At 70.8% G+C, this 25,287-nt stretch carries 24 protein-coding genes, 1 tRNA gene and 1 pseudogene; 19 read left to right on the top strand and 7 right to left on the bottom strand.

The genetic code is table 11. The features are described 5' to 3' along the window. Nucleotides 1–70: 70 nt before the first annotated feature. The 4 genes from ABZW17_RS35870 to ABZW17_RS35855 all read left to right on the top strand — a co-directional run bounded on the left by ABZW17_RS35870 (nt 71) and on the right by ABZW17_RS35855 (nt 5,187). Nucleotides 71–862, top strand: coding sequence for a hypothetical protein (locus ABZW17_RS35870; RefSeq protein WP_354824009.1), 792 nt, complete (start codon nt 71–73; stop codon nt 860–862). A gap of 246 nt (nt 863–1,108) precedes the next feature. Beyond that, nucleotides 1,109–1,735 (top strand): hypothetical protein, encoded by a 627-nt coding sequence (locus ABZW17_RS35865; protein ID WP_354824007.1) that lies wholly within the window; start codon nt 1,109–1,111, stop codon nt 1,733–1,735. A 138-nt stretch (nt 1,736–1,873) separates the two neighbouring features. Then, nucleotides 1,874–3,985 carry a dTMP kinase gene (locus tag ABZW17_RS35860; protein ID WP_354824005.1) on the top strand — a complete coding sequence of 704 codons (2,112 nt, stop codon included), beginning with the start codon at nt 1,874–1,876 and terminating at the stop codon, nt 3,983–3,985. Then, nucleotides 3,982–5,187 carry a DNA polymerase III subunit delta' gene (locus ABZW17_RS35855; RefSeq protein ID WP_354824003.1) on the top strand — a complete coding sequence of 402 codons (1,206 nt, stop codon included), beginning with the start codon at nt 3,982–3,984 and terminating at the stop codon, nt 5,185–5,187. Before ABZW17_RS35860 ends, ABZW17_RS35855 begins: the two co-directional genes overlap by 4 nt. Nucleotides 5,188–5,247: 60 nt before the next feature. Here the strand turns inward: ABZW17_RS35855 and ABZW17_RS35850 are convergent, their stop codons facing one another. Next, nucleotides 5,248–6,915 (bottom strand): hypothetical protein, encoded by a 1,668-nt coding sequence (locus ABZW17_RS35850; protein ID WP_354824001.1) that lies wholly within the window; start codon nt 6,913–6,915, stop codon nt 5,248–5,250. 133 nt (nt 6,916–7,048) lie between these two features. On the opposite strand from ABZW17_RS35850, the gene ABZW17_RS35845 reads away from it, so the two are divergent. Continuing rightward, a tRNA-Thr gene (locus tag ABZW17_RS35845) sits at nt 7,049–7,122 on the top strand. A 71-nt stretch (nt 7,123–7,193) separates the two neighbouring features. Here the strand turns inward: ABZW17_RS35845 and ABZW17_RS35840 are convergent. Together ABZW17_RS35840 and ABZW17_RS35835 are read right to left on the bottom strand one after the other, a co-directional pair. Further along, a complete protein-coding gene (locus ABZW17_RS35840) occupies nt 7,194–7,646 on the bottom strand; it encodes a hypothetical protein (protein ID WP_354824121.1) in 453 nt (150 codons plus the stop codon). Between the two features lie 161 nt (nt 7,647–7,807). Further along, nucleotides 7,808–7,954, bottom strand: a pseudogene (locus ABZW17_RS35835) (hypothetical protein); the annotation flags it as partial. 228 nt (nt 7,955–8,182) lie between these two features. Between ABZW17_RS35835 and ABZW17_RS35830 the strand changes: the two are divergent. Then, nucleotides 8,183–9,346 (top strand): hypothetical protein, encoded by a 1,164-nt coding sequence (locus ABZW17_RS35830; RefSeq protein WP_354823999.1) that lies wholly within the window; start codon nt 8,183–8,185, stop codon nt 9,344–9,346. On the opposite strand, the gene ABZW17_RS35825 is transcribed toward ABZW17_RS35830, so the two are convergent. The 3 genes from ABZW17_RS35825 to ABZW17_RS35815 form a co-directional block, all read right to left on the bottom strand. Beyond that, the gene (locus ABZW17_RS35825; protein ID WP_354823997.1) at nt 9,347–9,775 is read right to left on the bottom strand and encodes a hypothetical protein; all 429 of its coding nucleotides are present in this window, start codon (nt 9,773–9,775) and stop codon (nt 9,347–9,349) included. 30 nt (nt 9,776–9,805) lie between these two features. Continuing rightward, entirely contained in the window at nt 9,806–10,192 is a 387-nt protein-coding gene (locus ABZW17_RS35820; protein WP_354823995.1) for a hypothetical protein, read from the bottom strand. A 164-nt stretch (nt 10,193–10,356) separates the two neighbouring features. Continuing rightward, complete coding sequence (locus ABZW17_RS35815) at nt 10,357–10,812, bottom strand: GreA/GreB family elongation factor (RefSeq protein WP_354823993.1); 456 nt, start codon at nt 10,810–10,812, stop codon at nt 10,357–10,359. A gap of 124 nt (nt 10,813–10,936) precedes the next feature. On the opposite strand from ABZW17_RS35815, the gene ABZW17_RS35810 reads away from it, so the two are divergent. The 7 genes from ABZW17_RS35810 (at nt 10,937) to ABZW17_RS35780 (ending at nt 17,566) form a co-directional block, all read left to right on the top strand. Continuing rightward, nucleotides 10,937–11,524, top strand: coding sequence for a TetR family transcriptional regulator (locus tag ABZW17_RS35810; RefSeq protein WP_354823991.1), 588 nt, complete (start codon nt 10,937–10,939; stop codon nt 11,522–11,524). A gap of 106 nt (nt 11,525–11,630) precedes the next feature. Then, nucleotides 11,631–12,836, top strand: a complete 1,206-nt coding sequence (locus ABZW17_RS35805; RefSeq protein ID WP_354824111.1) for a M14 family metallopeptidase — start codon at nt 11,631–11,633, stop codon at nt 12,834–12,836. 145 nt (nt 12,837–12,981) lie between these two features. Further along, nucleotides 12,982–13,500, top strand: coding sequence for a gamma carbonic anhydrase family protein (locus ABZW17_RS35800; protein WP_004559890.1), 519 nt, complete (start codon nt 12,982–12,984; stop codon nt 13,498–13,500). Between the two features lie 33 nt (nt 13,501–13,533). Beyond that, nucleotides 13,534–13,956, top strand: a complete 423-nt coding sequence (locus tag ABZW17_RS35795; RefSeq protein WP_354823989.1) for a 50S ribosomal protein L11 — start codon at nt 13,534–13,536, stop codon at nt 13,954–13,956. A 1-nt stretch (nt 13,957) separates the two neighbouring features. Beyond that, a complete protein-coding gene (locus ABZW17_RS35790; protein ID WP_354823987.1) occupies nt 13,958–14,362 on the top strand; it encodes a hypothetical protein in 405 nt (134 codons plus the stop codon). A gap of 112 nt (nt 14,363–14,474) precedes the next feature. Next, complete coding sequence (gene glyA, locus ABZW17_RS35785; RefSeq protein WP_354823985.1) at nt 14,475–15,743, top strand: serine hydroxymethyltransferase; 1,269 nt, start codon at nt 14,475–14,477, stop codon at nt 15,741–15,743. A 167-nt stretch (nt 15,744–15,910) separates the two neighbouring features. Then, a complete protein-coding gene (locus tag ABZW17_RS35780; RefSeq protein WP_354823983.1) occupies nt 15,911–17,566 on the top strand; it encodes an MDR family MFS transporter in 1,656 nt (551 codons plus the stop codon). A 65-nt stretch (nt 17,567–17,631) separates the two neighbouring features. Here the strand turns inward: ABZW17_RS35780 and ABZW17_RS35775 are convergent, their stop codons facing one another. Beyond that, complete coding sequence (locus ABZW17_RS35775) at nt 17,632–18,141, bottom strand: inorganic diphosphatase (protein WP_354824109.1); 510 nt, start codon at nt 18,139–18,141, stop codon at nt 17,632–17,634. Nucleotides 18,142–18,314: 173 nt separating this feature from the next. On the opposite strand from ABZW17_RS35775, the gene dacB reads away from it, so the two are divergent. The 6 genes from dacB to ABZW17_RS35745 all read left to right on the top strand — a co-directional run bounded on the left by dacB (nt 18,315) and on the right by ABZW17_RS35745 (nt 25,170). Continuing rightward, on the top strand, nt 18,315–20,600 hold the full coding sequence (dacB, locus tag ABZW17_RS35770; RefSeq protein ID WP_354823981.1) for a D-alanyl-D-alanine carboxypeptidase/D-alanyl-D-alanine-endopeptidase: 2,286 nt from the start codon (nt 18,315–18,317) through the stop codon (nt 20,598–20,600). Between the two features lie 91 nt (nt 20,601–20,691). Continuing rightward, entirely contained in the window at nt 20,692–21,702 is a 1,011-nt protein-coding gene (locus tag ABZW17_RS35765) for a zinc-dependent metalloprotease (protein ID WP_354824107.1), read from the top strand. After that, a complete protein-coding gene (gene tilS / locus ABZW17_RS35760) occupies nt 21,699–22,658 on the top strand; it encodes a tRNA lysidine(34) synthetase TilS (protein WP_354823979.1) in 960 nt (319 codons plus the stop codon). The genes ABZW17_RS35765 and tilS overlap by 4 nt, the downstream gene beginning before the upstream one ends. A gap of 3 nt (nt 22,659–22,661) precedes the next feature. Continuing rightward, nucleotides 22,662–23,213 carry a hypoxanthine phosphoribosyltransferase gene (hpt, locus tag ABZW17_RS35755; RefSeq protein ID WP_354823977.1) on the top strand — a complete coding sequence of 184 codons (552 nt, stop codon included), beginning with the start codon at nt 22,662–22,664 and terminating at the stop codon, nt 23,211–23,213. A 171-nt stretch (nt 23,214–23,384) separates the two neighbouring features. After that, a complete protein-coding gene (locus ABZW17_RS35750) occupies nt 23,385–23,750 on the top strand; it encodes a hypothetical protein (RefSeq protein WP_354823975.1) in 366 nt (121 codons plus the stop codon). 22 nt (nt 23,751–23,772) lie between these two features. Next, nucleotides 23,773–25,170: a hypothetical protein gene (locus ABZW17_RS35745; protein ID WP_354823973.1), complete on the top strand. Its 1,398-nt coding sequence runs from the start codon at nt 23,773–23,775 to the stop codon at nt 25,168–25,170. Nucleotides 25,171–25,287 lie beyond the last annotated feature (117 nt).

The raw sequence follows: 25,287 nt of genomic DNA, 5'->3' as shown, positions 1-25,287 counted from the left end.
TTGCCGGCGGCCCCGGCGCTGCGGCCGCCGGCCGTCGCCGACGGGCATGGTCCGGCCGAGAGGCAGCGGCATGGCTGAACGCACAGCGGCGCGAGAGCTGCTCGAGCTGGCGGCCGGCCCCGTGCTGGCGGCGATGCCCGACCGCGAGCCGGTCGATCGGCTGTACAACCCGGACGTCAGCGACGACGACATCCTGGTGCACGGCCCGGTGTCCGACGACCCGGCGGACCTGGTCGCGGAGGTCGAGCGGCACATGGCGTGGGCCGCCTGGATCGACGGCACGCCGTTCGGGGAGGCCGGCGAGCTCAACGAGATCGGCTTCGAGGTCGTGTCGCTGATGCTCCGCGGCTCGGTCCGGGCGGCGCTGTGCGGCGTCTTCGACGGAGGACCGGAGATGGCGGACATCCGCTGCTACGCCGACGGCGAGCGGGCCTTCATGATGGGCTCCCTCCCCGGCCGCACGGCGATCCACCTGGCCGACTTCGACGAGCTGCCGGAGATGCTGGTGGCCGAGCTCCCCGAGGTCCCGTTCGGCGCCTCACCGCGGGCGATCTGGCTCTCGGTGGACGCCGACGGCCTGGTCCACGACGGCCAGGACGACGACGTGGGAGCGATGCGTGAGCTCCTGGGCCGCCCGAGGTCGGGCACGGCGGTCCTGGACATGCTGGCCTTCGGTGGCCTGTGCGCGGAGTTCCCGGACCACGGATTCGTCCTGGTGGACACGGACCTGGGCCGCTTCGCCCTGGCAGCCCTGGATCGCGGCGACGGCCGCCGCCAGCTGGTGCTGAGCCCGTTCAGCCGCGGCATGCTCCGCGACTGGTGCCGGAAGATGATCGATCTCGGACAGGAGGAGGTGCCCTGAGCGAACGCCACGCGCTCAGCTGACCGTCGAAACCGGCGGCCGCCCGTCGACCGCCGCTGTGACCGGTCTCACTACGATCCGTCACCATTGGCGGTCGACCGAGCCACCGGCGGACTGGACACTGCAGGGGGTTCGGGCGCGGGCTTGCGCTGCGTGACGGACCATCCACTGGAGACAGAGCCATTGGGCGGATGCGTTATCCGCCTGCGTCGCTACCCTGGAAAGGCGAGGACATTCAGTAGTGAGGTGGTCACCATGAGCGCGAACGGTGAGGCTCCCTTCTTCAATGCCCCCGAGCTCACTCAGCGCGACGGCACTCTGTCCGAAGCACCTGGCGAGATGTTCGCGGATCCGGTTTCCGGGCTGGTCACCGCGTCACCCGAGCCACGTGCCGCACTTCCGAACGGCCGCGACCCCGCCGCCATCCCGGTGGCCGGGCCGGTGAAGCCCGACGAAGAGGCCGTGCGGCGGATGGTCGAGGAAACGCTTCGCGACGACAGGGACGCCGAGGTCAGGACACCGGCGGCGATTCCGCCGGCCGGCACGCTCGGGGAACCCGGTGCGCCGCCGATGGGGTTGCTGCCCCGGCAGCGGAACCGGCAGCGCAGCACCTGGCCGAGCCGGCCGCCGCAGATCATGCGGCCCGTCCGGCCGGATCCGCTGGCCGAGGACGAGGTCGACGACGTCGATGTCGTACCGGTCAAGCGGCGGCGGCTGCCGCGGATGCCGTCGGTGGCGATGCCGGCCTTCAACCGGCCGTCGTCGAGTGCGGCGGGGGTCATGCTCGCCGTCGCGCTGCTGATCGTGTTCGGTTTCGTCGCCATCGAGATGGTGTCCAGCCTGGTCAGCAGCGTCACCGGCCTGTTCGACTAGCGGTTACCCCCTGCCCCGCACCACGGGGCCGTCCCGCGCTCCAGACGCCGATCGGGCTACCCTGACTTCACGGTCGGGCTCTCGCGCGAGGGCGTCCGGCACCGCGGTGACTAGTGGGGTGGGCGTATCAGCGAGGGCGTGCGATCGGTACCCGGGGCCGGCCCGGGTGCGTCGTCGGGCGCCGAGGCGTCCACGATCAACCGGGTCCGGCGGGTACTGGCGATCAAACCGTTCCGGCGCCTCTGGGGCGTCACGTACCTGTGCAGCGTCGCCGACTGGCTGAACATCCTGGCCCTCACCGGCCTGGCCACGAAGCTGACGGACAACTACTTCGCGCAGAACTTCGCCTTCGTCGGCGTCGTGCTGACCGGACTGGCGCCGGGGCTGCTGTTCGCCCCGATCGGCGGGCTGCTCGCCGACCGGTTCGACCGGCGCAAGGTGATGGTGGTCGCCGACCTGCTGCGGTGCGGCTTCCTGCTGTCCATCGCCATCGTCGGCGCGCCGTGGTGGCTGCTCGTCGGCAACTTCCTCGTCGGCTGCGCGTCGAGCATGTGGATCCCCTCGAAAGAGGCCGCGGTCCCGAACCTGCTCCGCCGGCCCGACCAGGTCGAGACGGCCAACCAGCTCGGCATGGTGATGACCTACGGCCTCGCCGTCATCACCGCGGCCGGCGCGAACGCCATCATCACCGGCGTCAACACGACCTTCCACCTGTTCGGCGACAACGCGAGCCTCAGCATCGCGAAGCTCGTCGTCATCATCACCGGCCTGCTCTACCTGGCCAGCGCGATCATCCTCGCGACCCGGATCCCCGAACTCTCGCTGCGCAACGTCCACGCGCTGCCGGAGCAGAAGCTCAAGCCGGCCGACGAGGAGAGGTTCGGCGTCGGCCAGATGATCGCCGACGGGTTCCGGTTCATCCGCAGCACGCCGCTCGTGCGCGGCCTGCTCGTCGGCGCGTTCGGCGCGTTCGCCGCCGGCGGCGCCGTGATCGGCTCGGCCAAGCCGTACTCCTCGAGCCTGCTCGCCGGTGACTCGGCGTTCAACCTGCTGGTCCTGGCCGTCTTCCTCGGCTTGGCCACCGGGATGGCCACCGCGCCGAAACTCGCCCGGCGGCTCCCGCACGACCGCCTGTTCGGCATCTCGATCGTCGCCGCCGCGGTCTCGCTGACGGTGGTGGCGTTGTCGCCACACCTGGCGTTCTCGCTGGTCGCGGTGTTCTTCGTCGGCATCTGGGCGGGGACGGCGTTCCTCACCGGCGTCACGATCATCGGCTCCCGCGTCGAGGACGCCATCCGCGGCCGGATCAACGCGATCTACCAGCTGATGATGAAGCTGGTGCTGTTCGGCACCACCGTCACCGTGCCGCTGCTGGTCGGCCTGGTGCACCAGCGCAACGTCACCGTCTGGGGCAGCGAGCTCAGCATCGACGGCACCCGCCCGGTGATGCTCGGCGGCGCCGTGATCGCGCTGGTCGCCGGCCTCTTCGCCTACCGGCAGATGGACGACAAGCGCACCGAGCCGATCCTCGCCGACCTGCGCAACGCGCTGCGCCTCACGCCGCGGCGCGTCAACGGCTTCCTCATCGCCGTCGAGGGCACCACCGCGATCAACACCGCGATCCAGGCCGTCAACCTCGCCGACTGGCTGCGCGGTGGCACCCGGCCGGTCGTCGTCGCGGCCGATCCCGCGCTCGACGACCAGCGGCTGACCGCGCTCGTCTCCGGCGCCTCGCTCACCGGCGCGCGTGCCCAGGCCCTGGCGGCCGCCGCGGTGCGGGCCGACATCGTGGAGCGGCACGTCCAGCCGGCCCTCGACGCCGGTTCGGTGGTCGTCATGGAGCGGTTCGTCGACTCGCCGCTGGCGCACCTGTCCGCCGTCGCCGGGCTCGACAGCGACGAGCTCGAGGGCCTCGCCGACTGGGCGACCGGCCGGCTGCGCCCCGACCTGACCGTCCTCCTGGACGCCGCCCCGAACGGGGCCCCGCGCGACAAGTCGACCGCGATGAACGACCAGTGGCGCGTCCAGCACCTGCTCACCGAGATGGCCGCGGCGGACCCGGACCGGTACGTCGTGATCGACGCCGACGGCACCGACGTCGAGGTCGCCGAACGCATCCGCACCGCGCTGCGCGCCGTGTTCGTCGGCCGCCTGTCCGCGTTGGCGCCGACGACGGAAAAGCCGGTCACGCTGCCCATGGAGACCCTGCCCGTCGAGACCCCGGAAGAGCCTCGCGTGGAGGCGAAGTGACGACGACCGAACGCATCGGCGTCTGGAACCAGCTGGTCGGCCAGGAACCCGCGGTCGAAACGCTGAGCGCGGCCGCGTCGGCCGCCGCCAAGATCATCGCGGGCGAGCCCGCGCCGCCGGGGGCGATGACGCACGCGTGGTTGCTCACCGGCCCGCCCGGCTCCGGCCGCTCGGTGGCCGCCCGGACCTTCGCCGCGGCCCTGCAGTGCAGCACCGGTACCGGTTGCGACGCCTGCCCCGGCTGCCACACGACGATGGCGGGCACGCACGCCGACGTCCGGCTGGTCGTCCCGGAAGGACTGTCCATTTCGGTCGCCGAGATGCGGGCGCTGGTGCAGGCCGCCGCGCGCCGCCCGACGACCGGCAACTGGCAGGTCGTCATCATCGAGGACGCGGACAGGCTCACCGAAGGCGCGTCGAACGCCCTGCTGAAGGCCGTCGAGGAGCCGCCGGACCGCACGGTGTTCCTGCTCTGCGCGCCCTCGGACCACCCCGAGGACGTCTCGGTGACGATCCGGTCGCGCTGCCGCCTGGTGACGCTCCGGACGCCGCCGCCGGAGGCGATCGCCGACGTCCTCATGCGCCGCGACCACGTCGACGCCGAACGCGCGCAGTGGGCCGCTTCGGTGTGCGGCGGCCACGTCGGCCGCGCGCGCCGCCTCGCCACGGACGAGGCCGCGCGGCAGCGCCGGGCCACCGTGCTGCGGATCCCGCTCGGCCTCCGCCGGATGAGCGACGTCTTCACGTGCGCCGACCAGCTGATCAGCGCGGCCGAGGCGGACGCGGGCGAGGCCAGCAAGGCCCGCGACGAAGACGAGCGCAACGAACTCCGGACGGCGATGGGCGGCGACGGCGTCGGCAAGGGCGTCGCCGGCGCCAAGCGGGCCGCCGAAGCCGCGGTCAAGCAGCTCGAGAAGAAGCAGAAGTCCCGCGCGACGCGCACCCAGCGCGACACGCTCGACCTGGCCCTGGTCGACCTCGCGGGCTTCTACCGCGACGTCCTGGTGACGGCGACCCGCTCCGGCGCGACCCTCAACCACCCGGACCACGCCGACCAGATCCGCGAGGCGGCGTCGTCGTGGACGACGGAGTCGACGCTCCGCCGGCTCGAAGCGGTGCTGGAGTGCCGGGACGCGATCGAGCTGAACGTGAAGCCCCGCATCGCCGTCGAGGCGATGGTCACGACCCTTCGCCAGGGCTGAACCGCCGAACGCAAAGGAACCCGCCAGGCGCACCTGGCGGGCTCCTTCACACCCCTCGGATCACTCGCGCGGACGCGGCGAGGGCTTGAACGGCTTCTCTGCGACGGCCACGGCCAGCGGGCGCCGCCGCGCACCCGGCATCGCGGCCACCATGACCACGCCGAGCAGCAGCATCGCCGTGCCGGTCCAGAACAGCGGCACGGTGTCGTACGCGCCACCGGTGTAGGCGAGGTTCTTCACCGGCCCCTTCGGCGCCTCCCCGCCCGCGGGCGGCGGCGTCGACGTCGTGCCGCAGACCACGCCGCCGGTCGGCGCGTACGCCCGGGCGATCTGCTCGCCGAGCGACAGCTGGGCCAGCGACGACGGCAGGTTCTTCGCCTGGTCGTCCGGCAGCAGGCTCTTGAGCTTGGTCGTCGGCAGCAGCTGCAGGTCGAACATCCGCGCCGACGCGCCCAGCTGGAACCCCTTGAACGGCGTGGTCATGTCCGCCGACTTCTGGTCCAGCCCGGCGATGCTCAGCCGCAGCACGCCGAGGTCGAGCACGGTGCCGGCGGTGGTGCCGACCTGCTGGACCTGCCCGGCCGCGGTGGCCAGCAGGCCGCCGACCACCGGGATGTCCTTGACGGCGCCGAACTGGTCGCTCAGTGGCTTCAGCGGCAGCCCGATCGGGATGTCCTTCGTCGGGTGCGCCGCGTCGAGCGTGTACAGCACCTTGCCGCCGGCTTCGATGGTCAGCACCGGCGCGGTGTACTCGACCTTGGACGTCTTCGCGTCGCCGGTGGAGGTCACCTTCAGCGTCGGCTGGCTGGCCACCTTGATGCTCAGCGCGAGCGGCGTGCCCTTGAGGATCTCGATGTCCGCGGCTTGCAGCGTCGACGTCGACTGCACGGCCTTGTTCTTCGAGCCCGGGATGTCGACCAGCTTCACCTGCGACCGCGACGACAGCGTGTTCGGCAGGCTCAGCAGCGACCCGGTGCCGTCCGCGGTGGTCTGCCCGCCGCCCTGCAGCAGGCCGCCGAGGCTCTGCAGGCCCTTGGTCAGGTCGAACCCGCTGGCCAGCGAGCCCGGGTCGAGCTTCGGCTTCAGCGCGTCCAGCCCGAGGTTCGGCATCGACGGCACGACGTTCAGCAGCGACAGGCTCGCCACCGACGTACTGGCATCGGCGATGGTGTCGACACACGGACCGAGCGTCTGGCTCCACCGCGCGTGCGCGCTCCCGTTGAGCAACCCGACGTTGAGCAGCGGATTCGACGGCGCGTTCAGGCCACCACTGATCGGCTGCGGGTTGTCGGGCAAGGCGGTCTGCACGACACTGCCGGGCGTCTGCGGCGCGTTCCCGCCCACGGACAGCCCGAACGGCGACGCCTGCGCGATGGCCTTCTCGTAGTTCAGGTAGGCATCCGAGTTCGCCGACGCGCTGGACAACCCCATCCCGGCCTCGAGCGCGGACTGCTTCGGCAGCGTCTGCCCGAACCCGGGAAGGATGGTGCTGGTCGGAACGGCGTTGGGCAGCAACCGGATGATCCCGAGCGCGGTCCCGGCATCCCCCACGGCCTGCCCCAGCGGCTGCGGCCCGATCGGCGCCGAGATCGGCGCCTGCCCCGGATTCGCGGGCTGCGGAATGGGCGTCGTCGGATAGGTGGTATCAGCAGCGGCGGGCGCCGCGCTGAGCAGCACCAACGCCGCAGCCGCCGGCAGCGCCACCGAACGGGGCAGTCTTCGCCGCATGTGCCAGAGCCTCCAGATAGGGTCGACCGGGGATGAGACCGACGTCATAGGGCCCTAACGACGGTCCCCCCGAAAAGTGACGCGCACAGCTTCCGCTACACTTGCTATCGTCGCCAGCGCAAGCGGGAGACATGCCGCCTTAGCTCAGTCGGCCAGAGCGATTCACTCGTAATGAATAGGTCAGGGGTTCGATTCCCCTAGGCGGCTCCGCAGGTCAGGCCCCATCCGAGAGTCTTCGGATGGGGCCTGACTCGTCTGGTGAGGGTCTAACTGGGTGTCTAAGAGGCCTGGTTGGCGAGCGGTTCAGCCAGGCTGATCCAGAGTGGATCAGTGTCTCGCATTGCGGTCGAACACGATGAGGTCCGAGCCAGCCGCGAAACGAGATCCCAACCAGCACCGACCGCGAGGGCGCGGATCCTGCGGAAGTCGAGTACGGCCACCGCTGCACTGGTGGTGAGGTCCCAGACTTGCGCGGTGTTGTCGCGGCCACCGGTGGCGACGACCAGGTGGCCCGCCCAGGCTGCTGCAGGCCACCGCATCCAGTCAGTGATCCCACGCCAGCGGTCGCATCTTTCAGCTCGTGCGCCGGTCAGCAGGGGCACCATGATGTAGGCGCGCATCGGCGATGACTCCGCCGCCGCGAGCAACGCTTCCGCCTGCGCGATCGTGAGCGCTTTCGACGGCCGGCCAGGCCCCCTGCCAGCCGGCAGTTCGTCGCACAGCAGTACCACGTTGTACTTGACAAGCTTTCCAACCTGAGCGCGGTTGATTGCTCACCGGAGGATGGAGCGAAGGCTCCGTACGGTCGACGTAACCAACACTTCCGTCTTTCCGCGAGCCACTGTCCTACGTCGTCGGCTTCGAGCTTCATCAGCAGACGCGTGCCCAGTAGCGGCACGATGTGGGTACTGACCAGCGAGCGGACGGCCTTGGCAGTGTTCTCTCGCTGGCTCCGCGCGTAGCGTTTCAGCCAAATCGTTAACTGCCTGCTCGACCGTGAATCCGGCGGACGCGTTAGCGGCGCCCTCTTCGACGTCACGAACTAGGTTCGATTCCTCCGGGCGACTCCGCAGGTCTGGTCGGTGTCCAAGACGTCCTGGGGGCTTGTCGATAGCGTTCGGCACTAGACGGAGGTTTCGTGATGCGGGGTGTAGCAGGTCGAGCGGATTGAGCGACTCTGTGGTCACGGACGTCGAGTTGAGGCTTGATGGCCGGAGCCTCATCCGCCGTAAAGCCAGCTGACCGGACACGACCAAGGAGACCGGACATGGCGGCTTCCGCACAAGCGAAGCGCTTCCTCGACGGTGTGTATGAGAACCTGTTGCGGTTCCTGCCGGCCCGGGACGTCGAACAGGAGGCCCGGGACACCGCCCGGACCGCAGCGGAGGTAATCGCGACTCACCTGCCCGGACAGTCTGCCGAGGCTGTGGCGAGCTTCGAACAACGTCTGGCGGACCTCTACCGGTCCTTTGGCGAGCCCATCAGCAAGTACGAGAGCCGATACGACTTTAACATGGTGATGCACGTGGCGACGCTGCTGGAGGAGCGCACCCGGCAGGCCGGGTGGCCGGTTCCTGATCGGCCTCTGCTCGCCACGATGCCGACCGGGCAGATCAACGCCATGACGCTGGTCGTGCCGGGCACCGACGAGCATCTGGTGCTGTTCGAGGACCAGTTGTTCCTGTTTGCGCACCTGGCTGCCAAAGCGGTCACCGAGGTGCTGCCTTTCGATCAGAACGAAGATGGTTCCGTAGGCTTCTCTCTCGATGAGGGCCAGATCGCGGCCAAGATCGCCCAGCGCCCCGAGGTCGCCAACCGGTTTGCCGAAATGATCATCGGCTACCTGGCGAAGGGGCGGCCCGGCGCTGCGCCGCAGTGGGTTCAGGAGCGCATTCCCGCCACGCTGACCAGCATACTTGTGGATTCGGCCGAGATGTTCGTCCTTGGCCACGAGTACGCACACATCTCCCTCGGACATCTCGGTGAGCGTCGGCCAGTGTCGCGCTTCAACGGCACCGAAGCCGCCGATCCGGAGGAGATCCGCTACAGCCAGGCCCAGGAGATCATGGCCGATATCCGTGGCCTGGAACTGATGATGCGGGCCCAATTCGGCCGCTACGACGTGGCTTTGAGCTACGGCGGTGCCGACCTCTACTTCAGCATGTCTGATCTGCTCGACCGGGCGGTCAGCCTGCTGCGTCACGGTGAAGAGGGCAGGACGACGTACACCACGCATCCACCGCCCGCTGCCCGACGTGAGGTCTTGCGCCAGGTGCTGACCAAATCGGTGCCTGACGACCAAGGGCAGTCGGCGCTGCAGATGGCCGGGCAGATTCAGTCGATCGTGGAAATGCTGTGGAATGGAGTGCGGGGCTCGTTGCTGAACGCTCACCGGAAGGGCGCACGCCCGCTGGCCCTCTGGAAGGACTAGCTAGCCGTACCAAACGAGTCCGACGGCTGCGACGATCAAAGCCAGCGTGACGAAAGTGAGCGCAATCGCGGCCCGCAGGTCGCGGACAGCTCGGCGGATGCGGGCTTGTTCGACTACGACGAGATCGCTCAGCCGTGCCGGGACTTCTTCCTCCTTCGGCAGGCCGAATGCCGACCGGGAGGCGACGAACGCTCCGACGGCCGCGGTGATCACGGCGGTGAGCAGTATGCAGCCGACGACGATGCGGATGGTCAGGCCGAGACCGGCGACCGAGTCGCGGCCCTTGACCAGAGCCACCGTGGCGACGAGACCCAGCATTGCGGCGAGCGCGGTTCGCCAGTTCGCGGCGGCGGCTCGGACCTCGCGCAGCTCCTCAGCCTTCCGGGCCCGGACGGCTTCGAAAAGCAACCGGTCGGCCGGTTGCGTCACCGGGCCTGGTGTCACCCGAACGGCCATGGCCTACGCCCCCCATTCGACGTGCAGTGACCACGTGGCGCCGCAGCCCGGTCGACCGTCCGGGCGGCCCGGGTGGGCCCGGCCGCAACCGCACGGCATCAGCACGTCACGGGCCCGTTGGTCGGCTCCGGCACGACGCAGGGCGTCCCGCAGGATCGATGACGGGGCGAGGCCGGCGTCGTCCACGTCGTCGAGGGAGCGATAGCTGACCACCGGTTCGACGTGCGCCGTCTGGTGACTGCAGCGCGGGCAGCGCATCGATATGAGGATCACCGATGGCTCCGCCTCGTCCGGCTCCACCCGCACGGTGGCGGTGGCGGCCGCGAGTTCGTTCCACTCGGCGCGGTTCTCGTCCGCGTACGCGACGTCATCGCCGGACCCGTCTGTCATGCAGCGATGATGCCATCTCCGGCGGGCTTCGTGGGCACGCCGCCAGCTGCTTCGGCGGAGCGGCCCTGGGCGCGGATTCGTTCTGGGGAACCACACTTCCGGGTCAAAGTTCAGACAGCGAAGGGCCCCCGGCCACAAGCCGGGGGCCCTTCGCAGGGGGCTGCTTACTTCGGGGCCGTCACCTTGACCACCGTGGCCTTCGCGTCGCCTCGGGGGGTTCGGTAGGTGATCTCGTCGCCGGCCTTTGCTCCTACCAGGGCCAGCCCCAGCGGGCTGTCCGATGTGATTGCGTCCGCGTCCTCGCCCGGGACCGTTACCACCTGGAACGTCTCTTCGTCGCCGTCCGGGAAGCGGAGGGAGACCACCGTGCCGTCCGGGAGCTGGCTGTTGCCGTAGCCGCCGTGTTCCATCTTGGCGGCCAGGTCGGCGATCTGGCGGTCCAGGCGGGCCGCGGCCTCCGCTCGGTCGATCACGTCCGCCTGGTCCGCCGCGTCGCCGGTTCGCTCCTGCTCGCCCGGCTGCGGCGCGAGAGCTTCCCGCTGCGCGCGCAAGTTCTCGATTTCCTTCTCCAGCTGGCTGCGCGCAGCCGGGCTGAGCCCCTTGTCCCCTGAGATCACCATGCCGGGCATTGTCCGCCGCGCGGACCGGGGTGGCCAATCCGGTTTTTCACCCGAACGCCACGCACAGGACGTCTGCCCTAGGATTTCCAGGCTGACGTCCAGGAAGAAGGTAACGAGAATCACCGTGAGCGCAGTCCCCGGTCGCAGCGAGCGGCTCTCGCCCAACCAGCTGGCCAAGCAGGAACAGATCGTCGAAGCCGCCCGTGTGGTGCTCGCCCGTGACGGCCTCGCCGGGTGCACCGTCCGGGCCATCGCCGAGGCCGGGCCGCTCACCAAGAGCGCCGTCCACTACTACTTCGCCGACATCGACGTCCTCATCGACCGGGCCATGGCCGCCCACATCACGGCCTTCGCCGCGGGCCTGCGCGAGGTCGCCGCGAAGCACGACGAACCCCGTGAGCGGCTCTTCGCCGTCCTCGAGGAGTACCTGAGCGTCTTCGCCGCCAACCCGAACGCCGCCTTCCTCTGGTTCGAGTACTGGATCGCCGCCGGTCGTGCCCAGCACCCGCAGGCCATCGACGTCATGCTCACCTCGCTCACCGAACTGCTCGCCGAGCTGCTCGCCCCGCTCGACGTCGACGACCCGCGGGCCCGGGCCCGGGCGCTGCTGTCCTACCTGCTGGGCACCGTCGTCCAGCAGCGGGTGCGCCCGCGGCCGTTCGCCACGCTGCGTGCCGACATCGAGGCGCTCTGCTTCGCGAACTACGGGTAGAAACCGCCAATAGATCCGTACTGCTCCGGATTGCGTCCTCCGTCCGGCTCCGGCCAAGGTCGAGGAACCCCCGAGAGCAGGAGACGTGATGCGCACACGAACGTGCATGGCAGCGGCCGCGGCCGTCCTCTTGGTGCTCACCGTCGGCGGCCGGGCCGGTGCCGCCCAGCCCGGCGGACCGCAGGTGTACGAGGTGACCGGCGCCGCCACCGCCCAGCAGCGCACCGAGGTCGCGCGCACCGGCGCGGACATCCTCGACGCCGAAGGCGCGACAACCACGGTCATCGCCAACCCCGGCGAAGCCGCCCAGCTGCGCGCGCTCGGCTTCGGCGTCAAGTCGCTCGGCCAAGTGAACCGGCCGCAGGGCACGCAGACCGTCGAGGACTTCCCGGCCGGCTACACCGGCTACCACACCTACGCCGAAACCCAGACCGAGCTGCAGAAGGCCGCCGCGAACTACCCGTCGCTGACCAAGCTCGGCAGCGCCGGCACGTCGTACGAGGGCCGGGCGCTCTCGCTGATCAAGATCAGCGACAACGCCGCCACCGACGAGAACGAGCCCGAGGTCCTCTTCACCTGCAACCAGCACGCGCGCGAGCACCTCACCACCGAGATGTGCCTGCACATCGTCGACCGGCTGACCAGCGGATACGCCACGAACAGCGCGATCAAGCGGCTGGTCGACAGCACCGAGATCTGGGTGATCCCCAGCGTCAACCCGGACGGCTCCGAGTACGACATCTCCGGCGGCACGTTCCACAGCTGGCGCAAGAACCGCCAGGGCCCGGGCACCGACACCAACCGCAACTGGGGCTACAAGTGGGGCTGCTGCGGCGGCTCGTCGGGCTCGACGTCCAGCGAGACCTACCGCGGCACGGCGGCGTTCTCCGCGCCCGAGACCCGCGCCGTCTCGAACTGGGTGAACTCGCGGGTGGTCGGCGGCGTCCAGCAGATCAGGACGCACATCGACTTCCACACCTACTCCGAGCTGGTGCTCTGGCCGTTCGGCTACACCTACGCCGACACCGCGCCCGGCATGACCGCGGCCGAGGCGCAGAAGTTCCAGACGCTCGGCAAGCAGATGGCCGCGACCAACGGCTACACCCCGGAGCAGTCCAGCGACCTCTACATCACCGACGGCAGCGTCAACGACTGGATGTGGGCGCAGCACAAGATCTGGAGCTTCACCTTCGAGATGTACCCGAAGGGCAGCAGCCCCGGCTTCTACCCGCGCGACACCCAGATCGTCCCGCAGACCACGCGCAACGACCAGGCCGTCGACATCCTGATCAACGCCGCGATCACCGGCTGACCCCCCACGCTGCTTTTCGGGGGCTCCGGGTGGCGGAGCCCCCGGCTCGAGGCGAAGCCTCGGATGTCACAGCCGGCGCGGCTCGCGAACGGCCCCCTTCCCCGCTCGGCCGGGGGAGGGGGCCTGCGCGGTTTAGGGTGCGGGCATGCCTCTGTTCTCGTTCGAAGGGCTCAGCCCGCAGGTCCACCCGGACGCCTGGATCGCCCCCACCGCCACCCTCATCGGCGACGTCGTCGTCGAGAAGGACGCCTCGGTCTGGTTCGGCGCGGTGATCCGGGCCGACTTCGGCCGGATCGTCATCCGGGAGGGTGCCAACATCCAGGACAACTCGGTGATCCACGTCAACGACGGCGTCTGCGAAGTGGGCAAGAACGTCACCGTGGGCCACCAGTGCCTGGTGCACGACTGCACGATCGGGGAGCAGGCGCTGATCGGCAACGGCTCGACGGTGCTCGACAAGGCGAAGATCGGCGCGCGGGCGCTGGTCGCGGCCGGGGCCACGGTCACGCCGGCGACGGAGGTGCCGGAGGAGGTCATCGCGATGGGCAGCCCGGCGAAGAAGTTCGTCCCGCTGACCGACTCGGCGCGGATGTGGGTCGAGCACAACGCGGCGATCTACCAGGAGCTGGCGCGCCGGCACCGGGCGGGCACCAAACCGGTTTGACTCTCCAGTAACTGGAGACTCTAGCTTCGGGGTATGGCTCCGAAGAAACTCACCCACCAGGTCACCCTCGAGCTCAGCGCGGGCAACGCCCCGGTCGTCGACCTCGGCAAGATGCTGGGCCAGACCGGGATCAACCTCGTCGAGGTCAAGAAGGCCTACGACGCGGCCACGGCGGCGCAGCGCGGCGACATCGTGCCGGTGGTCGTCTCGGTGTTCGAGGACCGCTCGTTCGCGCTCCGGCTCAAGACGCCCCCGACGTCGTTCCTCATCAAGAAGGCGTTGGGGGACAAGGGTTCTTCGCGACCGGGGCACGAGGTCGCGGGCAAGCTGACGCAGGAGAAGCTGCGCGCGATCGCCGAGCGCAAGCTGCCGGACCTCAACACCGCCGACATCGAGGCGGCGATGCGCACGATCGCGGGCACGGCCCGGTCGATGGGTGTCGTGGTCGTGCCCTGAGGTGCGCAAACACGCGATCGTGCCGCCGTTCCACGCGCTGGACCCCGAGCTGGGTGTGGCGGAACGGTTGCTGCGGCAGGGAAATCCGGCGCTGACCGCGATCGTCGCGCGGCTCCCCGACGAACACGCGGCCGCGCGCCGCCTCAACGCCGTGCTGGCGGAGGCCGGTGCGCGGCCGCGGCTCGTCGACACCGGAGTGGTGTGGCGGATCGTGTACGTGACGCCGCAGGCGGACGCCGGCGTGCTGGCCGCGGGCGCGGCGGGCCTGGCGGAACTGGTGACCGTCGGCGGCTGGCGCCGCGTCAAGCGCTGTGCGACCTGCGCTCGTCCGTTCTGCGACCGGACCGCCGGCTGCACCCGCAAATGGTGCGCCGAACACCGTCGAGCCTCTAGTGGCGTGGACTAGGCTTCACCGCGCAGCAGCGACTGGCGCCATCGAGGTGGAGCACCACCGGGAAGCGACGACGAGGCCGGCACCGCGCGCCTGGGTGAAGGCCACTCCAGAGCCGGAGTACGCCATGACACACCAGCCGAAACTGAACGCGCTCGCCACCGCCGACCCCGCCATCGCCGGGCTCGTCGAGGACGAAGCCCGGCGCCAGCACGACAAGATCCGCCTGATCGCTTCGGAGAACTACGTCTCGCAGGCCGTGCTCGAGGCGACCGGGAGCGTGCTCACCAACAAGTACTCCGAGGGCTACGCGGGCAAGCGGTACTACGAGGGCCAGCAGTTCATCGACCAGGTCGAGCAGCTGGCCATCGAGCGGGCGAAGGCGGTGTTCGGCGCCGACCACGCGAACGTCCAGCCGTACTCCGGGTCACCGGCGAACCTGGCCGTGTACCTCGCCTTCGCCCAGCCCGGTGACACCGTGCTCGGCATGGCGCTGCCGGACGGCGGCCACCTGACGCACGGCTGGAGCGTCTCGGCGACCGGCAAGTGGTTCACCCCGGTGCGCTACGGCGTCTCGAAGGAGACCGGCCGCGTCGACCTCGACCAGGTGCGGGACCTGGCCCGGCAGCACCGGCCGAAGCTGATCTTCGCCGGTGGCACGGCGATCCCGCGCACGATCGACTTCCCGGCGTTCGCCGAGATCGCCGCCGAGGTGGACGCGGTGCTCGTCGCCGACATCGCGCACATCGCCGGCCTGGTCGCGGGCGGTGCGCACCCGTCGCCGGTCGGGCACGCGCAGGTGATCACGACGACCACGCACAAGACCCTGCGCGGCCCGCGTGGCGCGATGATCCTGTCCGACGCCGCACACGCCAAGGCGATCGACAAGGCGGTGTTCCCGGGCCTGCAGGGCGGCCCGCACAACCACACGACCGCGGCGATCGCCGTCGCGTTGGGTGAGGCGCAGCAGCCGTCGTTCAGCGACTACGCGCACACGATCGTCGCCAACGCCCGGGCGCTGGCCGACGCCCTGCTCGCCTGCGGTTACGACCTCGTGTCCGGCGGCACGGACAACCACCTGCTGCTGATCGACCTGACGAACAAGGGCGTCGCGGGCAAGCCGGCCGCGCAGGCGCTGGACCGCGCGGGCATCGAACTGAACTACAACACGGTCCCGTTCGACCCGCGCAAGCCGTTCGACCCGTCCGGCATCCGGCTCGGCACGTCCGCGATCACGACGCGCGGTCTCCGGCCGGAGCACCAGGTCCAGGTGGCGGAGTGGATCGACCGCACGGTCACGGCGGCCGCGGCCTCGGAGGAGGCCGCGCTCGACACGATCGCCGCGGAGATCCGCGAGTTCCTGGCGCCGTTCCCCATCCCGGGCTACTCGGCCTGATCCAGCGCACCGAAGGCCGCCTCCGGAAGCCGGAGGCGGCCTTCGGTGTGTCCGAGACCGGCGTCACACGGTTATTTGGTTGCACGATACAAGCGTCTGGGGAATAGTTGGTCGAAGCAAGTAGTTGAGAGGTACAAGCAACTACCAGGACTTCGAGGGAGACCACCATGAGCGACACCACCACCGCGGAAGGAGCAGCCGCCACGAACGGCAAACTGACTCACCGCCAGATCCTCACCGTCCTGTCCGGCCTGATGCTCGGCATGTTCCTCGCCGCGCTCGACCAGACCATCGTTTCGAGCTCGATGCGCACCATCGCCGACGAGCTGCACGGCCTGTCGCTGCAGGCCTGGGCCACCACCGCCTACCTCATCACCGCCACGCTTTCGACGCCGCTGTACGGCAAGCTGTCCGACCTCTACGGCCGCAAGCCCATGTACCTCACGGCGATCTCCCTCTTCCTGGTCGGTTCGCTGGCCAGCGGCATGGCGACGTCGATGTACGAGCTCGCCGCCTTCCGCGCCTTCCAGGGCCTCGGCGCCGGTGGCCTGATGTCCCTCGCGCTGGCGATCATCACCGACATCACCGCGCCGCGGGAACGCAGCAAGTACCAGGGCTACTTCATGGCCGTCTTCGGCATCTCGAGCGTGGCTGGGCCCGTCGTCGGCGGGTTCTTCGCCGGGATCGACACCTTCGCCGGCATCACCGGCTGGCGCTGGGTCTTCCTGGTCAACGTCCCGATCGCGCTGGCCGCGCTGGTCGTCGTCAGCAAGGTGCTGAACCTCCCGCACAGCCGCGTCGAGCAGAAGGTCGACTACTGGGGTGCCGTCGCGCTGGCCACCGGCCTGGTGCCGCTGCTGATCGTCGCCGAGCAGGGCCGTGAGTGGGGCTGGGGCTCCGCCGCTTCGATCGCCATGTACGTCGTCGGCGCGCTGGGCGTGACCGCCTTCGTCTGGATCGAACGCCGGATGGGCGACGCCGCCCTGCTGCCGCTGCGCCTGTTCAAGCGGTCGGTGTTCCGGATGTCGACCATCGTCACCGTCGTGCAGGGCGCCGGGATGTTCGGCGCGATGATGTCGCTGCCGCTGTACCTGCAGATCGTCAAGGGCGCGACGCCGACCCAGGCCGGCCTGCAGATGCTGCCGCTGACGCTCGGCATCATGGTCGCCAGCCTGACCAGCGGCCGGATCATCGCGGCCACCGGCCGGTACAAGATGTTCGCGGTGGCCGGGATCGGCCTGATGGCGGCGGCGCTGTTCGCGCTGTCGACGATCACCGTCGACACCTCGCTGGCACTGGTCATGGTGATCGCCTTCGTGATCGGCCTCGGCCTCGGCTCCTCGATGCAGACGCTGGTGCTGGCCGCGACCAACGACGTCCGCCCGCAGGACATCGGCGTCGCCACCTCGGCGGCGACCTTCTTCCGGCAGATCGGCGGCACGGCGGGCACCGCGGTCTTCCTGTCGATCCTGTTCGGCACGGTCGGCGACCGGATCGCGAACGCCATCCGCTCGGCGATGACCAGCCCGGCCTACGTGTCGGCGCTGGCCCGGAACCCGGCCTTCGCGCAGCAGATGAAGAGCGGCGGCCTGGACGTCAACGACACGTCGTTCCTGTCCACGCTCGACCCGGCGCTGGCCCGGCCGATCCTGCAGGGCTTCGCCGAGTCGATGAGCACGGTGTTCCTGGTCGGCGGGATCGTGCTGACCGTCGGCTTCGCGCTGGTGTGGTTCCTCAAGGAGAAGCCGCTGTCGGACAAGTCGGCGATGGAGCAGCGCGCGGAGGCCGAGGAAGCCGCTCCGGCCCTCGCCCTGGCGCACTGACGAAACGAGAAAGGCCCCCTCGGGATCTCCCGAGGGGGCCTTCTCGTGAGAAAGCTCTGCGCAGGTCAGTGACCGTTGGCTGCTTCCTTCGCCAGGCGGTCGGTCTCACGCTCGTAGGAGCGGGCGATCTCGTTCTCGGCCTCGGCGCGGCCGACCCAGGACGAGCCCTCGACGCTCTTGCCGGGCTCGAGGTCCTTGTAGACCTCGAAGAAGTGCTGAATCTCCAGCTTGTGGAACTCGTTCAGGTGGTGGATGTCGCGCAGGTGCTCGAGGCGCGGGTCGTTCGTCGGGACCGCGAGGACCTTGTCGTCCGGGCCCTTCTCGTCGGTCATCCGGAACATGCCGATCGCGCGGCAGCGGATCAGGCAGCCCGGGAACGTCGGCTCCTGCACGAGGACGAGCACGTCGAGCGGGTCGCCGTCCTGGCCGAGGGTGTCGTCGATGAAGCCGTAGTCGGCCGGGTACTGCGTGGCCGTGAACAGGGTCCGGTCCAGTTTGATGCGGCCGGTCTTGTGGTCGACCTCGTACTTGTTGCGCTCCCCTTTGGGGATTTCGATCGTGACGTCGAACTCCACGCCGTCCCTCTGCTTCTTTTCGATCCGGGCATGCCACGCGTCGCGGGCGGCAACCTTCATGACTGTCTTGACGTCTCCTAGTGTGGACTACGCCCTGCCGCGGGGTCGCATCGATGTCGGCCTCGCGGCATGTGAGCTTGGCCCCTTCCGGGGCAGGTGAGAAGGAGTGGTGGGTGCCGGAAAACGACCAGCCGATGTGGCCTTCGTCGGACGAAGACCGCTCGTCGTCCGGCGCGCGGGAGACCACTCCGATGTCGCTGCCCGAGCCGCCGGAGAGCGGCGGCGACCGCGCCGGCGTGCCCAAGGTCACAGGCAGCGACGCGCCGAAGGGATCGTGGTTCGCGCCGAACGTGGCGCCTGAGCCGATCCCGGGTCTCAACGTCCCCGCGGAGGAGGCCGCACCCCCGCCGGCCCCGGCCAAGCAGGACCTGGCCGACCGGCTCGGCAGCCGGGAGCCGAAGCAGCCGGCGGCGAAGCCCGCCGAAGAGGGCACCGAGTACATCCGGGTCGAGCCGCCGAAGCCGGCCGCGGAGAGCACCCAGTTCATCGAGGTGAAGCAGCCGACGCCGGTGGTGCCGGTCGAGCGCGACGTCTGGCCGCGTGAGCAGCGGGAACGCCCGGAGGAACCGCAGCAGCAGTGGCGGGAAGAACTGCAGCTGTGGCGCGAGGAGCAGCAACGCCGCGAAGAGCAGCTGAGCCGCCGCGAAGAACCCCAGCGGACCGAGGCCCAGCAGGCGCCCTGGAGCCAGCGCATCGAGCTGCGGGAGGAACGGGCCGGCGACCGGCCGGCCGAGCCGGGCGACCGCCGGTCCCCGCTGCCGCCGGAGCCGCCGCGCGGGGTGGTGCCCTCGGCGTCCGCCGGCACGCTGGCCCGGCCGCAGCGGATCGAACCGGACGGGCAGCGGTTCGACGCCGAGGCGACCGTCGGGATCGAGCGGCCCACCCAGTTCCCCGGCGCCTTCCAGCAGCAGCCCCAGCCGCGCAACGAGCCGCCGCGGGCCGAGCCGCCCGCCGAGCCGCCGGCCCCGCCCGCGGCCGAGGCGCCGTCCGGTGAAGAGCCGCCGAAGAAGCGGCGCAAGGGCAAAGTGATCGCGCTGGTCGTGGTGGTCCTTCTGGTGCTGGCGGGCGGCGGGGTCGCCGCCGCGATGCCGAAGGTGGCGAACCGGCTGGCCCTGCCGTGGGCGCCGAACGCGCCCAAGGGCGACCCGCCGTCGCCGGCCTCGGCGACGCGCCAGCTGCAGGGCCCGGCCGGCGCCGGCACCGCCCCGAGCGCCAACGGCGTCAAGTCCGTGCTGGCCGGGGCGGCCGGCAACGGTGCGCTCGGGACGCTCACCGGCAGCGTGATCGACCCGGTGACCGGCACCGTGCTGTGGGACCACAGCTCGTCGACGCCGGTGACGCCCGCGTCGACGACGAAGGTGCTCACGTCCGCGGCCGCGCTGCTCTCGCTCGACCACAACCTGCGGCTGTCGACCAAGATCGTGCAGGGCGCGGACCCGGGCACGGTGATCCTGGTCGGCGGCGGCGACACCACGCTCACCAACCTGCCGCTGGGCACCGACTCGCCGCTGTACCCGGGGGGCGCCCACGTCGACGACCTCGTCGCGCAGGTCAAGAAGGCCGTGCCGGGCGTCAAGAAGGTCCAGGTCGACCTGACCCTGTTCAAGGGCGCGACCACCGCGCCGGGCTGGGAAGCGGGGGACGCGCCGTCGACCTACGCGACGCAGATGGCGCCCGTGATGGCCGACGGCGGCCGGATCAACCCCAAGGACAACAACTCGCAGCGCACGGCGAACGCGGGCAGCGCGCTCGCCGGGTCGATCGCCTCCAAGCTGGGGGCCTCGGCCGGCGGCCAGGCGACCGCGCCCAAGGACGCGAAGGTGGTCGCCGAGGTCAAGTCGGCCCCGCTGACCGAGCTGGTGTCCGACCTGATGGAGCTGTCCGACGACGTCCTCGCCGAAGCGGTCGCCCGGCAGGTCGCGCTCGCGAACGGCGAGGAAGCCAGCTACGCCGGTGGCGCCAAGGCGACCATCAAGGTGCTGAAGGACCACGGGTTCGACGTCGGCGGCGTGACGCTGTCCGACGGCAGCGGCATCTCGTCGCAGAACCGCATCCCGGCGCGGCTGCTGACCCAGCTGCTGGCGGCCGCGGCGGCGCCGGAGGGCAAGAACCCGGGCACCGCGAAGCTGCGCCCGGTGCTGGCCGGCCTGCCGGTGGCCGGCGGCTCGGGCACCCTCGCCGACAAGCGGTTCGACACACCGGCGTCGCAGGCGGGCCGCGGCTGGGTGCGGGCCAAGACGGGCACGCTCACCGGCGTCAACACCCTGGCCGGGCTGGTCCTCGACCAGGACGGCCGGGTGCTGGTGTTCGCGTTCATGTCCAACGGCTCCGACACCGACTCCGGCCGCGACGCCCTCGACGTCCTCGCGACCAGCCTCCGCAAGTGCGGCTGCGCGTAGCGGACGCCGAACCGTACGAAGATCGTGGCCGGAAACCCGCGCCCGGGCAGGTAGCGTCGGAAGGGTGAGTCAGGAAACGCAGACCCGGCCCATGGTGGACTGGGCGATCGCCGCGCAGACCGGCGCGCTGCTCGTGCGCGGCGGCCCGCAGGTCCCGCGCGAACAGGCCGAAGAGGCCGTCACCGACCTGCGCGAGCTGACCGTCGAGGCCGAAGGCCACGTGCGCGGGCTGACGAACCTGGGGCTCGACCTGCCGCTGCTGCCCGGCGAGGTCGTCGACCGCCCCGGCTGGGTCCGGTCGGCCGCGGCCGGGCTGGGCGCGCTGACCGGGCGGGCACTACCGCAGCAGGGCGGCCCGCTCGGGCCGATCCTGGCCGGCGGCGCCGGCGTCCAGACCGGGCTGGTGCTGGCCTTCCTCGCCAGCCGCGTGCTCGGCCAGTACGACCCCTTCGGCGGGCCCGACAAGGAGGGCAGGCTGCTGCTGGTGGCGCCGAACGTGGTCGCCGCCGAGCGGGCGATGGGCGTGTCCGGGCACGACTTCCGGCTCTGGGTCTGCCTGCACGAATGCACCCACCGGCTGCAGTTCACCGCGGTCCGGTGGCTGCGCGACTACTTCGCCGACGAGGTCGAGCGGCTCGTCTCCGGCCTCGCCGGCGGCGGCACCGACAGCCTGGCCGACCTGGTCGGCCGGCTGCCCGACGCGATCAAGCAGGGCCCGAAGCTGAACCTGGCCGAGCTGCTCCAGTCGCCGAAGGAGCGGGCGGTGTTCGACCGGCTGCTGGCGCTCTCGACGTTGCTGGAAGGGCACGCCGACTACGTGATGGACGCCGTGGGGCCGCAGGTCGTGCCGAGCGTCGACACGATCCGCGCGCGGTTCACCGCCCGGCGAAAGGGCGGTGGCGTCTTCGACCGGCTGCTGCGCGCGCTGCTCGGCGTCGACGCGAAGATCCGTCAGTACGAAGAAGGCGCCAAGTTCACGAAGCACGTCGTGGACGCCGTCGGCATGGACGGCTTCAACGCCGTCTGGCGGTCGCCGAACACCCTGCCGTCGCGCGCCGAGATCGCCGATCCGGCGGCGTGGGTCCGGCGCCTGCACGGATGACCGGGCCGGCGGTCGCGGCCGTCCGGCGGGCCGTGCGCGGCTTCCTGGAGTCCGTCGAAGGCCCGCCCGAGCTGTGCGTCGCCGTCTCCGGCGGCGCCGACTCGCTCGCGCTGGCCGAGGCCACGGCGTACGTCGGGCACCGCCGCGGGCACGTCGTCCGCGCGCTGGTCGTCGACCACGGCCTGCAGGAGGGCTCGGCGAAGATCGCGCTCGACGCGGCCGCCGTCGCGAAGTCACTCGGCGTCGACGAAGCCGAGGTGCGCCGGACCGACGTGACCGGCCCGGGCGGCCCGGAAGCCGCCGCCCGCAAGGCCCGCTACCGGACGCTGGCCGGGCACGGCCTCGTCCTGCTCGGCCACACCCTCGACGACCAGGCCGAAACGGTCCTGCTCGGGCTCGGCCGCGGCTCCGGCCCCCGCAGCGTCGCCGGGATGCGGCCGCACGACCCGCCGTGGGGACGGCCGCTGCTCGCCGTCGGCCGCGCCACCACCCGGGCCGCGTGCGCCGAGCTCGGCGTCGAGCCGTGGGACGACCCGCACAACGCCGAACCGCGCTTCACGCGCGTCCGGTTGCGCACCGAAGTGCTGCCGTTGCTGGAAGACGTCCTCAACGGCGGAGTCGCCGCCGCGCTCGCCCGCACGGCGGCGCAGCTGCGTGAAGACAATGAGGCGCTGGACACAGTCGCGGACCTGATCTTCACCCGCGCGGGCGGCGTCGAAGGGCTGGCTGTCGACGTCCTCGAGGGCGAGCCGCCGGCCCTGCGGCGGCGGGTTCTTCGCAGGTGGTTGCTGCAATCGGGTGTGCGCGAGCTCACCGACGCGCACCTGCGCGCGGTCGACGACCTCGTCGCCCGGTGGCGTGGTCAGGGCGGCGTCTGGTTGCCCGGCAACTTGGAGGCGCGCCGGTGCCGTGGCAGGCTCTGCCTCACCTCCCAACCCACCACACGAGGAGAATGACCCGTGTACGAGGGCGAAATCGCCTCCGTGCTCGTCACCGAGCAGCAGATCAAGGACAAGATCACGGAGCTGTCGGCGCAGATCGCCGCCGACTATCCGGCCAACGGGCAGGGTGAACTCCTGCTGGTGGGTGTCCTGAAGGGCGCCGTCATGTTCATGACGGACTTCGCCCGTGCGCTGCCGCTGCCGACGCAGCTGGAATTCATGGCCGTGTCCTCGTACGGCTCGGCGACGTCGTCGTCCGGCGTCGTGCGGATCCTCAAGGACCTCGACCGCGACATCGCGGGCCGGGACGTGCTGATCGTCGAGGACATCGTCGACTCGGGCCTGACGCTGTCGTGGCTGCTGAAGAACCTCGCCAGCCGCAACCCCGCGTCGCTCGAGGTCGTTTCGCTGCTGCGCAAGCCGGAAGCGGTGAAGGTGGACGTCCCGGTGAAGTACATCGGCTTCGACATCCCCAACGAGTTCGTCGTCGGCTACGGCCTCGACTACGCCGAGCGGTACCGGGACCTGCCCTACATCGGGACATTGGACCCGAAGGTCTACACCTCGTAGTCCTCCGGTGTCGTCCCTCCGGCGGTGTTCACCGACCGTTCACCGCAATTACCGGATCCGCGGAACCCCGGGCACGAAGTTTGCGTCATAGGCTCTGATCACGTGCGTTAACCTATGCGAAGACCAATCGTGCCCGCGGTGTCCGGGTCGGGGGAACGGGAGAGAGTGCAGATGGGGAACAGCAGCGCTGCCGACGCGAACGCCTTCAAGGCCGCGGCCGCGGCGGGCCAGGTCGGGATCGATCCCGACGCCGCGCAGACCGTGCTGAACAAGATCCGCACCGGCAAGGACGCGGTCGAGACCCTGCTCGCCGGGGCGGGTGCGCTCGCGCAGCCGCCGAAGCTCGGCGACAACCCGGTCGGCAACGCGATGGCCGCGAAGTTCGTCCAGCGCGCCGACGGCGGGGGCGACTCCTACGCCGCCGCGTTGCAGAACCTGCTCGACCAGTACTCCGCCGCCGAAGAGGGCATCGTCACGGCGATGTCCCGGTACCACGAGATCGACCAGGCCGCGGCCGACCCGTTCCGCAACGCCTGAGTCCAGAGGGGAACTCGTAGTCATGGCTCCGAAGAACACCGACCAGCCGGGCACGACTGACCCGGGTTCGCTGGTCCCGCTCGGCGAAAACGCGTCCTCGCAGAACATCGTCGACAACGCCCGCGGCAGCGCCGGCGGCTTCGACATGGGCAGCGACCGGGCGATCGCCAACCCGCCGAACTGGAACGCGCAGGAAAGCCAGCAGCTCTACGCCGGCGCGGTCAACAACAACGACCCCGGCACGGCCGAGGCGACCGGGCACTCCTGGGCGCACCACGGCACCGAGCTGAAGCAGGCCTCCGACCACCTGTACAACGCGATCGCCGAGCTGGGCAACGCGTGGGTCGGCCGGGGTGCCGCGGGTGCGCAGGGCGCGCTGGTGGCGATCGCGAACTCCGGTTCGCAGGCCTCCGACGCCGCGCACACGATGTCCGACCGGCTCGCCCGGCAGGCCGCGGCGGCCGCCGAGGTCAAGAAGATGCCCGCCCCGAAGGACTTCGACCCCAAGCAGGCCATGGCGGCCGCGCTGGCGGGCGGCCCGGCGGCGCTGATCGCCGACCAGAAGGCGCAGGCGGACGCGGCCAACGACGTCAAGGCGCAGCAGGTCGCCTTCTTCAACGCCTACACGCAGGCGATGAAGGAGGTCGACAACTCGACCCCGAGCTTCGGCCCGGAGTCGCTCGGCATGAAGCCGACGGCGTCGCACAACTCCATCTCGTTCAACGCGGTGAACTCGGTCGGCAGCACCGGCCCGGTCGACGCCCTGCCCGGCGCGGGCGGCGCGGTCTTCGCCTCCGGCGGCGCGGGCTTCGGCGGCCACGGCGGCGCGTTCGGCGCTCAGCACGCCGTGGTCGGCGGCCCGAACGGCGGGCACGGCGGCGTCCCGGGTGCGGCGGGCTTCGGCCAGGACGCGGCGGCGTCGCTCGGCAGCGACGCGGCCGGCGGCTCGGTCACCGGAGCCGGGGCGGCCACCGGCGCCGGCACCGTCGGCTCGGGCAGCGCCCACCCCGGCGGCAGCAGCAACCCGCTCGGCAAGGTCGGCATGGGCCTCGGCGTCGGCGGCCTGGCCGGCGGCCTCGGCGCGCTGGCGACGCGGGCACTGGGCTCCGGCAGCAAGTCCGGTGCGAAGGCCGAGAACGACACGAAGCTGGCGTCGGCCGAGGGCCAGAGCGCCGCTTCGGCCCAGGCGCCGCAGCAGGGCGTCGTCTCGCCGGCGGGCACCATCGGCGGCCAGACCCCGCCGCCGATGAACCCGGGCATGGGCGGCATGGCCCCGCACGGCGCCCAGGGCGAGCAGGACGAGGAGCACACGCACGCGTCCTTCCTCATCGAGGCGGACCCGGACGAGGCCTTCGGCGCGAACCAGGCGACCCCGCCGCCGGTCATCGGCGCGTGGTCCGAGGACGACGAAGACCGCTGATCCGTTCGGGCCGGGGCCCCCCCCGGGGGGCCGGCCCGCGTCTACAGGGGGTGGCTCGAATGCGAACGCAGAACTTGTGAACCCCGTAGATGTGGAAATACATTGGGATTACGCCCG

It is taken from the genome of Amycolatopsis sp. NPDC004625 (assembly GCF_040609695.1).
In the GTDB taxonomy this organism is placed as follows: Bacteria; Actinomycetota; Actinomycetes; order Mycobacteriales; family Pseudonocardiaceae; genus Amycolatopsis.
This window is presented reverse-complemented; position numbering and strand designations above follow the sequence as displayed.

Coding starts and splice junctions, on each gene's coding strand:
- ABZW17_RS35870 (WP_354824009.1), top strand. CDS start 71: ATGGCTGAACGCACAGCGGCGCGAGAGCTGCTCGAGCTGGCGGCCGGC.
- ABZW17_RS35850 (WP_354824001.1), bottom strand. CDS start 6,915: ATGCGGCGAAGACTGCCCCGTTCGGTGGCGCTGCCGGCGGCTGCGGCG.
- ABZW17_RS35830 (WP_354823999.1), top strand. CDS start 8,183: ATGGCGGCTTCCGCACAAGCGAAGCGCTTCCTCGACGGTGTGTATGAG.
- ABZW17_RS35820 (WP_354823995.1), bottom strand. CDS start 10,192: ATGACAGACGGGTCCGGCGATGACGTCGCGTACGCGGACGAGAACCGC.
- ABZW17_RS35815 (WP_354823993.1), bottom strand. CDS start 10,812: ATGGTGATCTCAGGGGACAAGGGGCTCAGCCCGGCTGCGCGCAGCCAG.
- ABZW17_RS35805 (WP_354824111.1), top strand. CDS start 11,631: ATGGCAGCGGCCGCGGCCGTCCTCTTGGTGCTCACCGTCGGCGGCCGG.
- ABZW17_RS35800 (WP_004559890.1), top strand. CDS start 12,982: ATGCCTCTGTTCTCGTTCGAAGGGCTCAGCCCGCAGGTCCACCCGGAC.
- ABZW17_RS35795 (WP_354823989.1), top strand. CDS start 13,534: ATGGCTCCGAAGAAACTCACCCACCAGGTCACCCTCGAGCTCAGCGCG.
- glyA (WP_354823985.1), top strand. CDS start 14,475: ATGACACACCAGCCGAAACTGAACGCGCTCGCCACCGCCGACCCCGCC.
- ABZW17_RS35780 (WP_354823983.1), top strand. CDS start 15,911: ATGAGCGACACCACCACCGCGGAAGGAGCAGCCGCCACGAACGGCAAA.
- ABZW17_RS35765 (WP_354824107.1), top strand. CDS start 20,692: ATGGTGGACTGGGCGATCGCCGCGCAGACCGGCGCGCTGCTCGTGCGC.
- tilS (WP_354823979.1), top strand. CDS start 21,699: ATGACCGGGCCGGCGGTCGCGGCCGTCCGGCGGGCCGTGCGCGGCTTC.
- ABZW17_RS35750 (WP_354823975.1), top strand. CDS start 23,385: ATGGGGAACAGCAGCGCTGCCGACGCGAACGCCTTCAAGGCCGCGGCC.
- ABZW17_RS35745 (WP_354823973.1), top strand. CDS start 23,773: ATGGCTCCGAAGAACACCGACCAGCCGGGCACGACTGACCCGGGTTCG.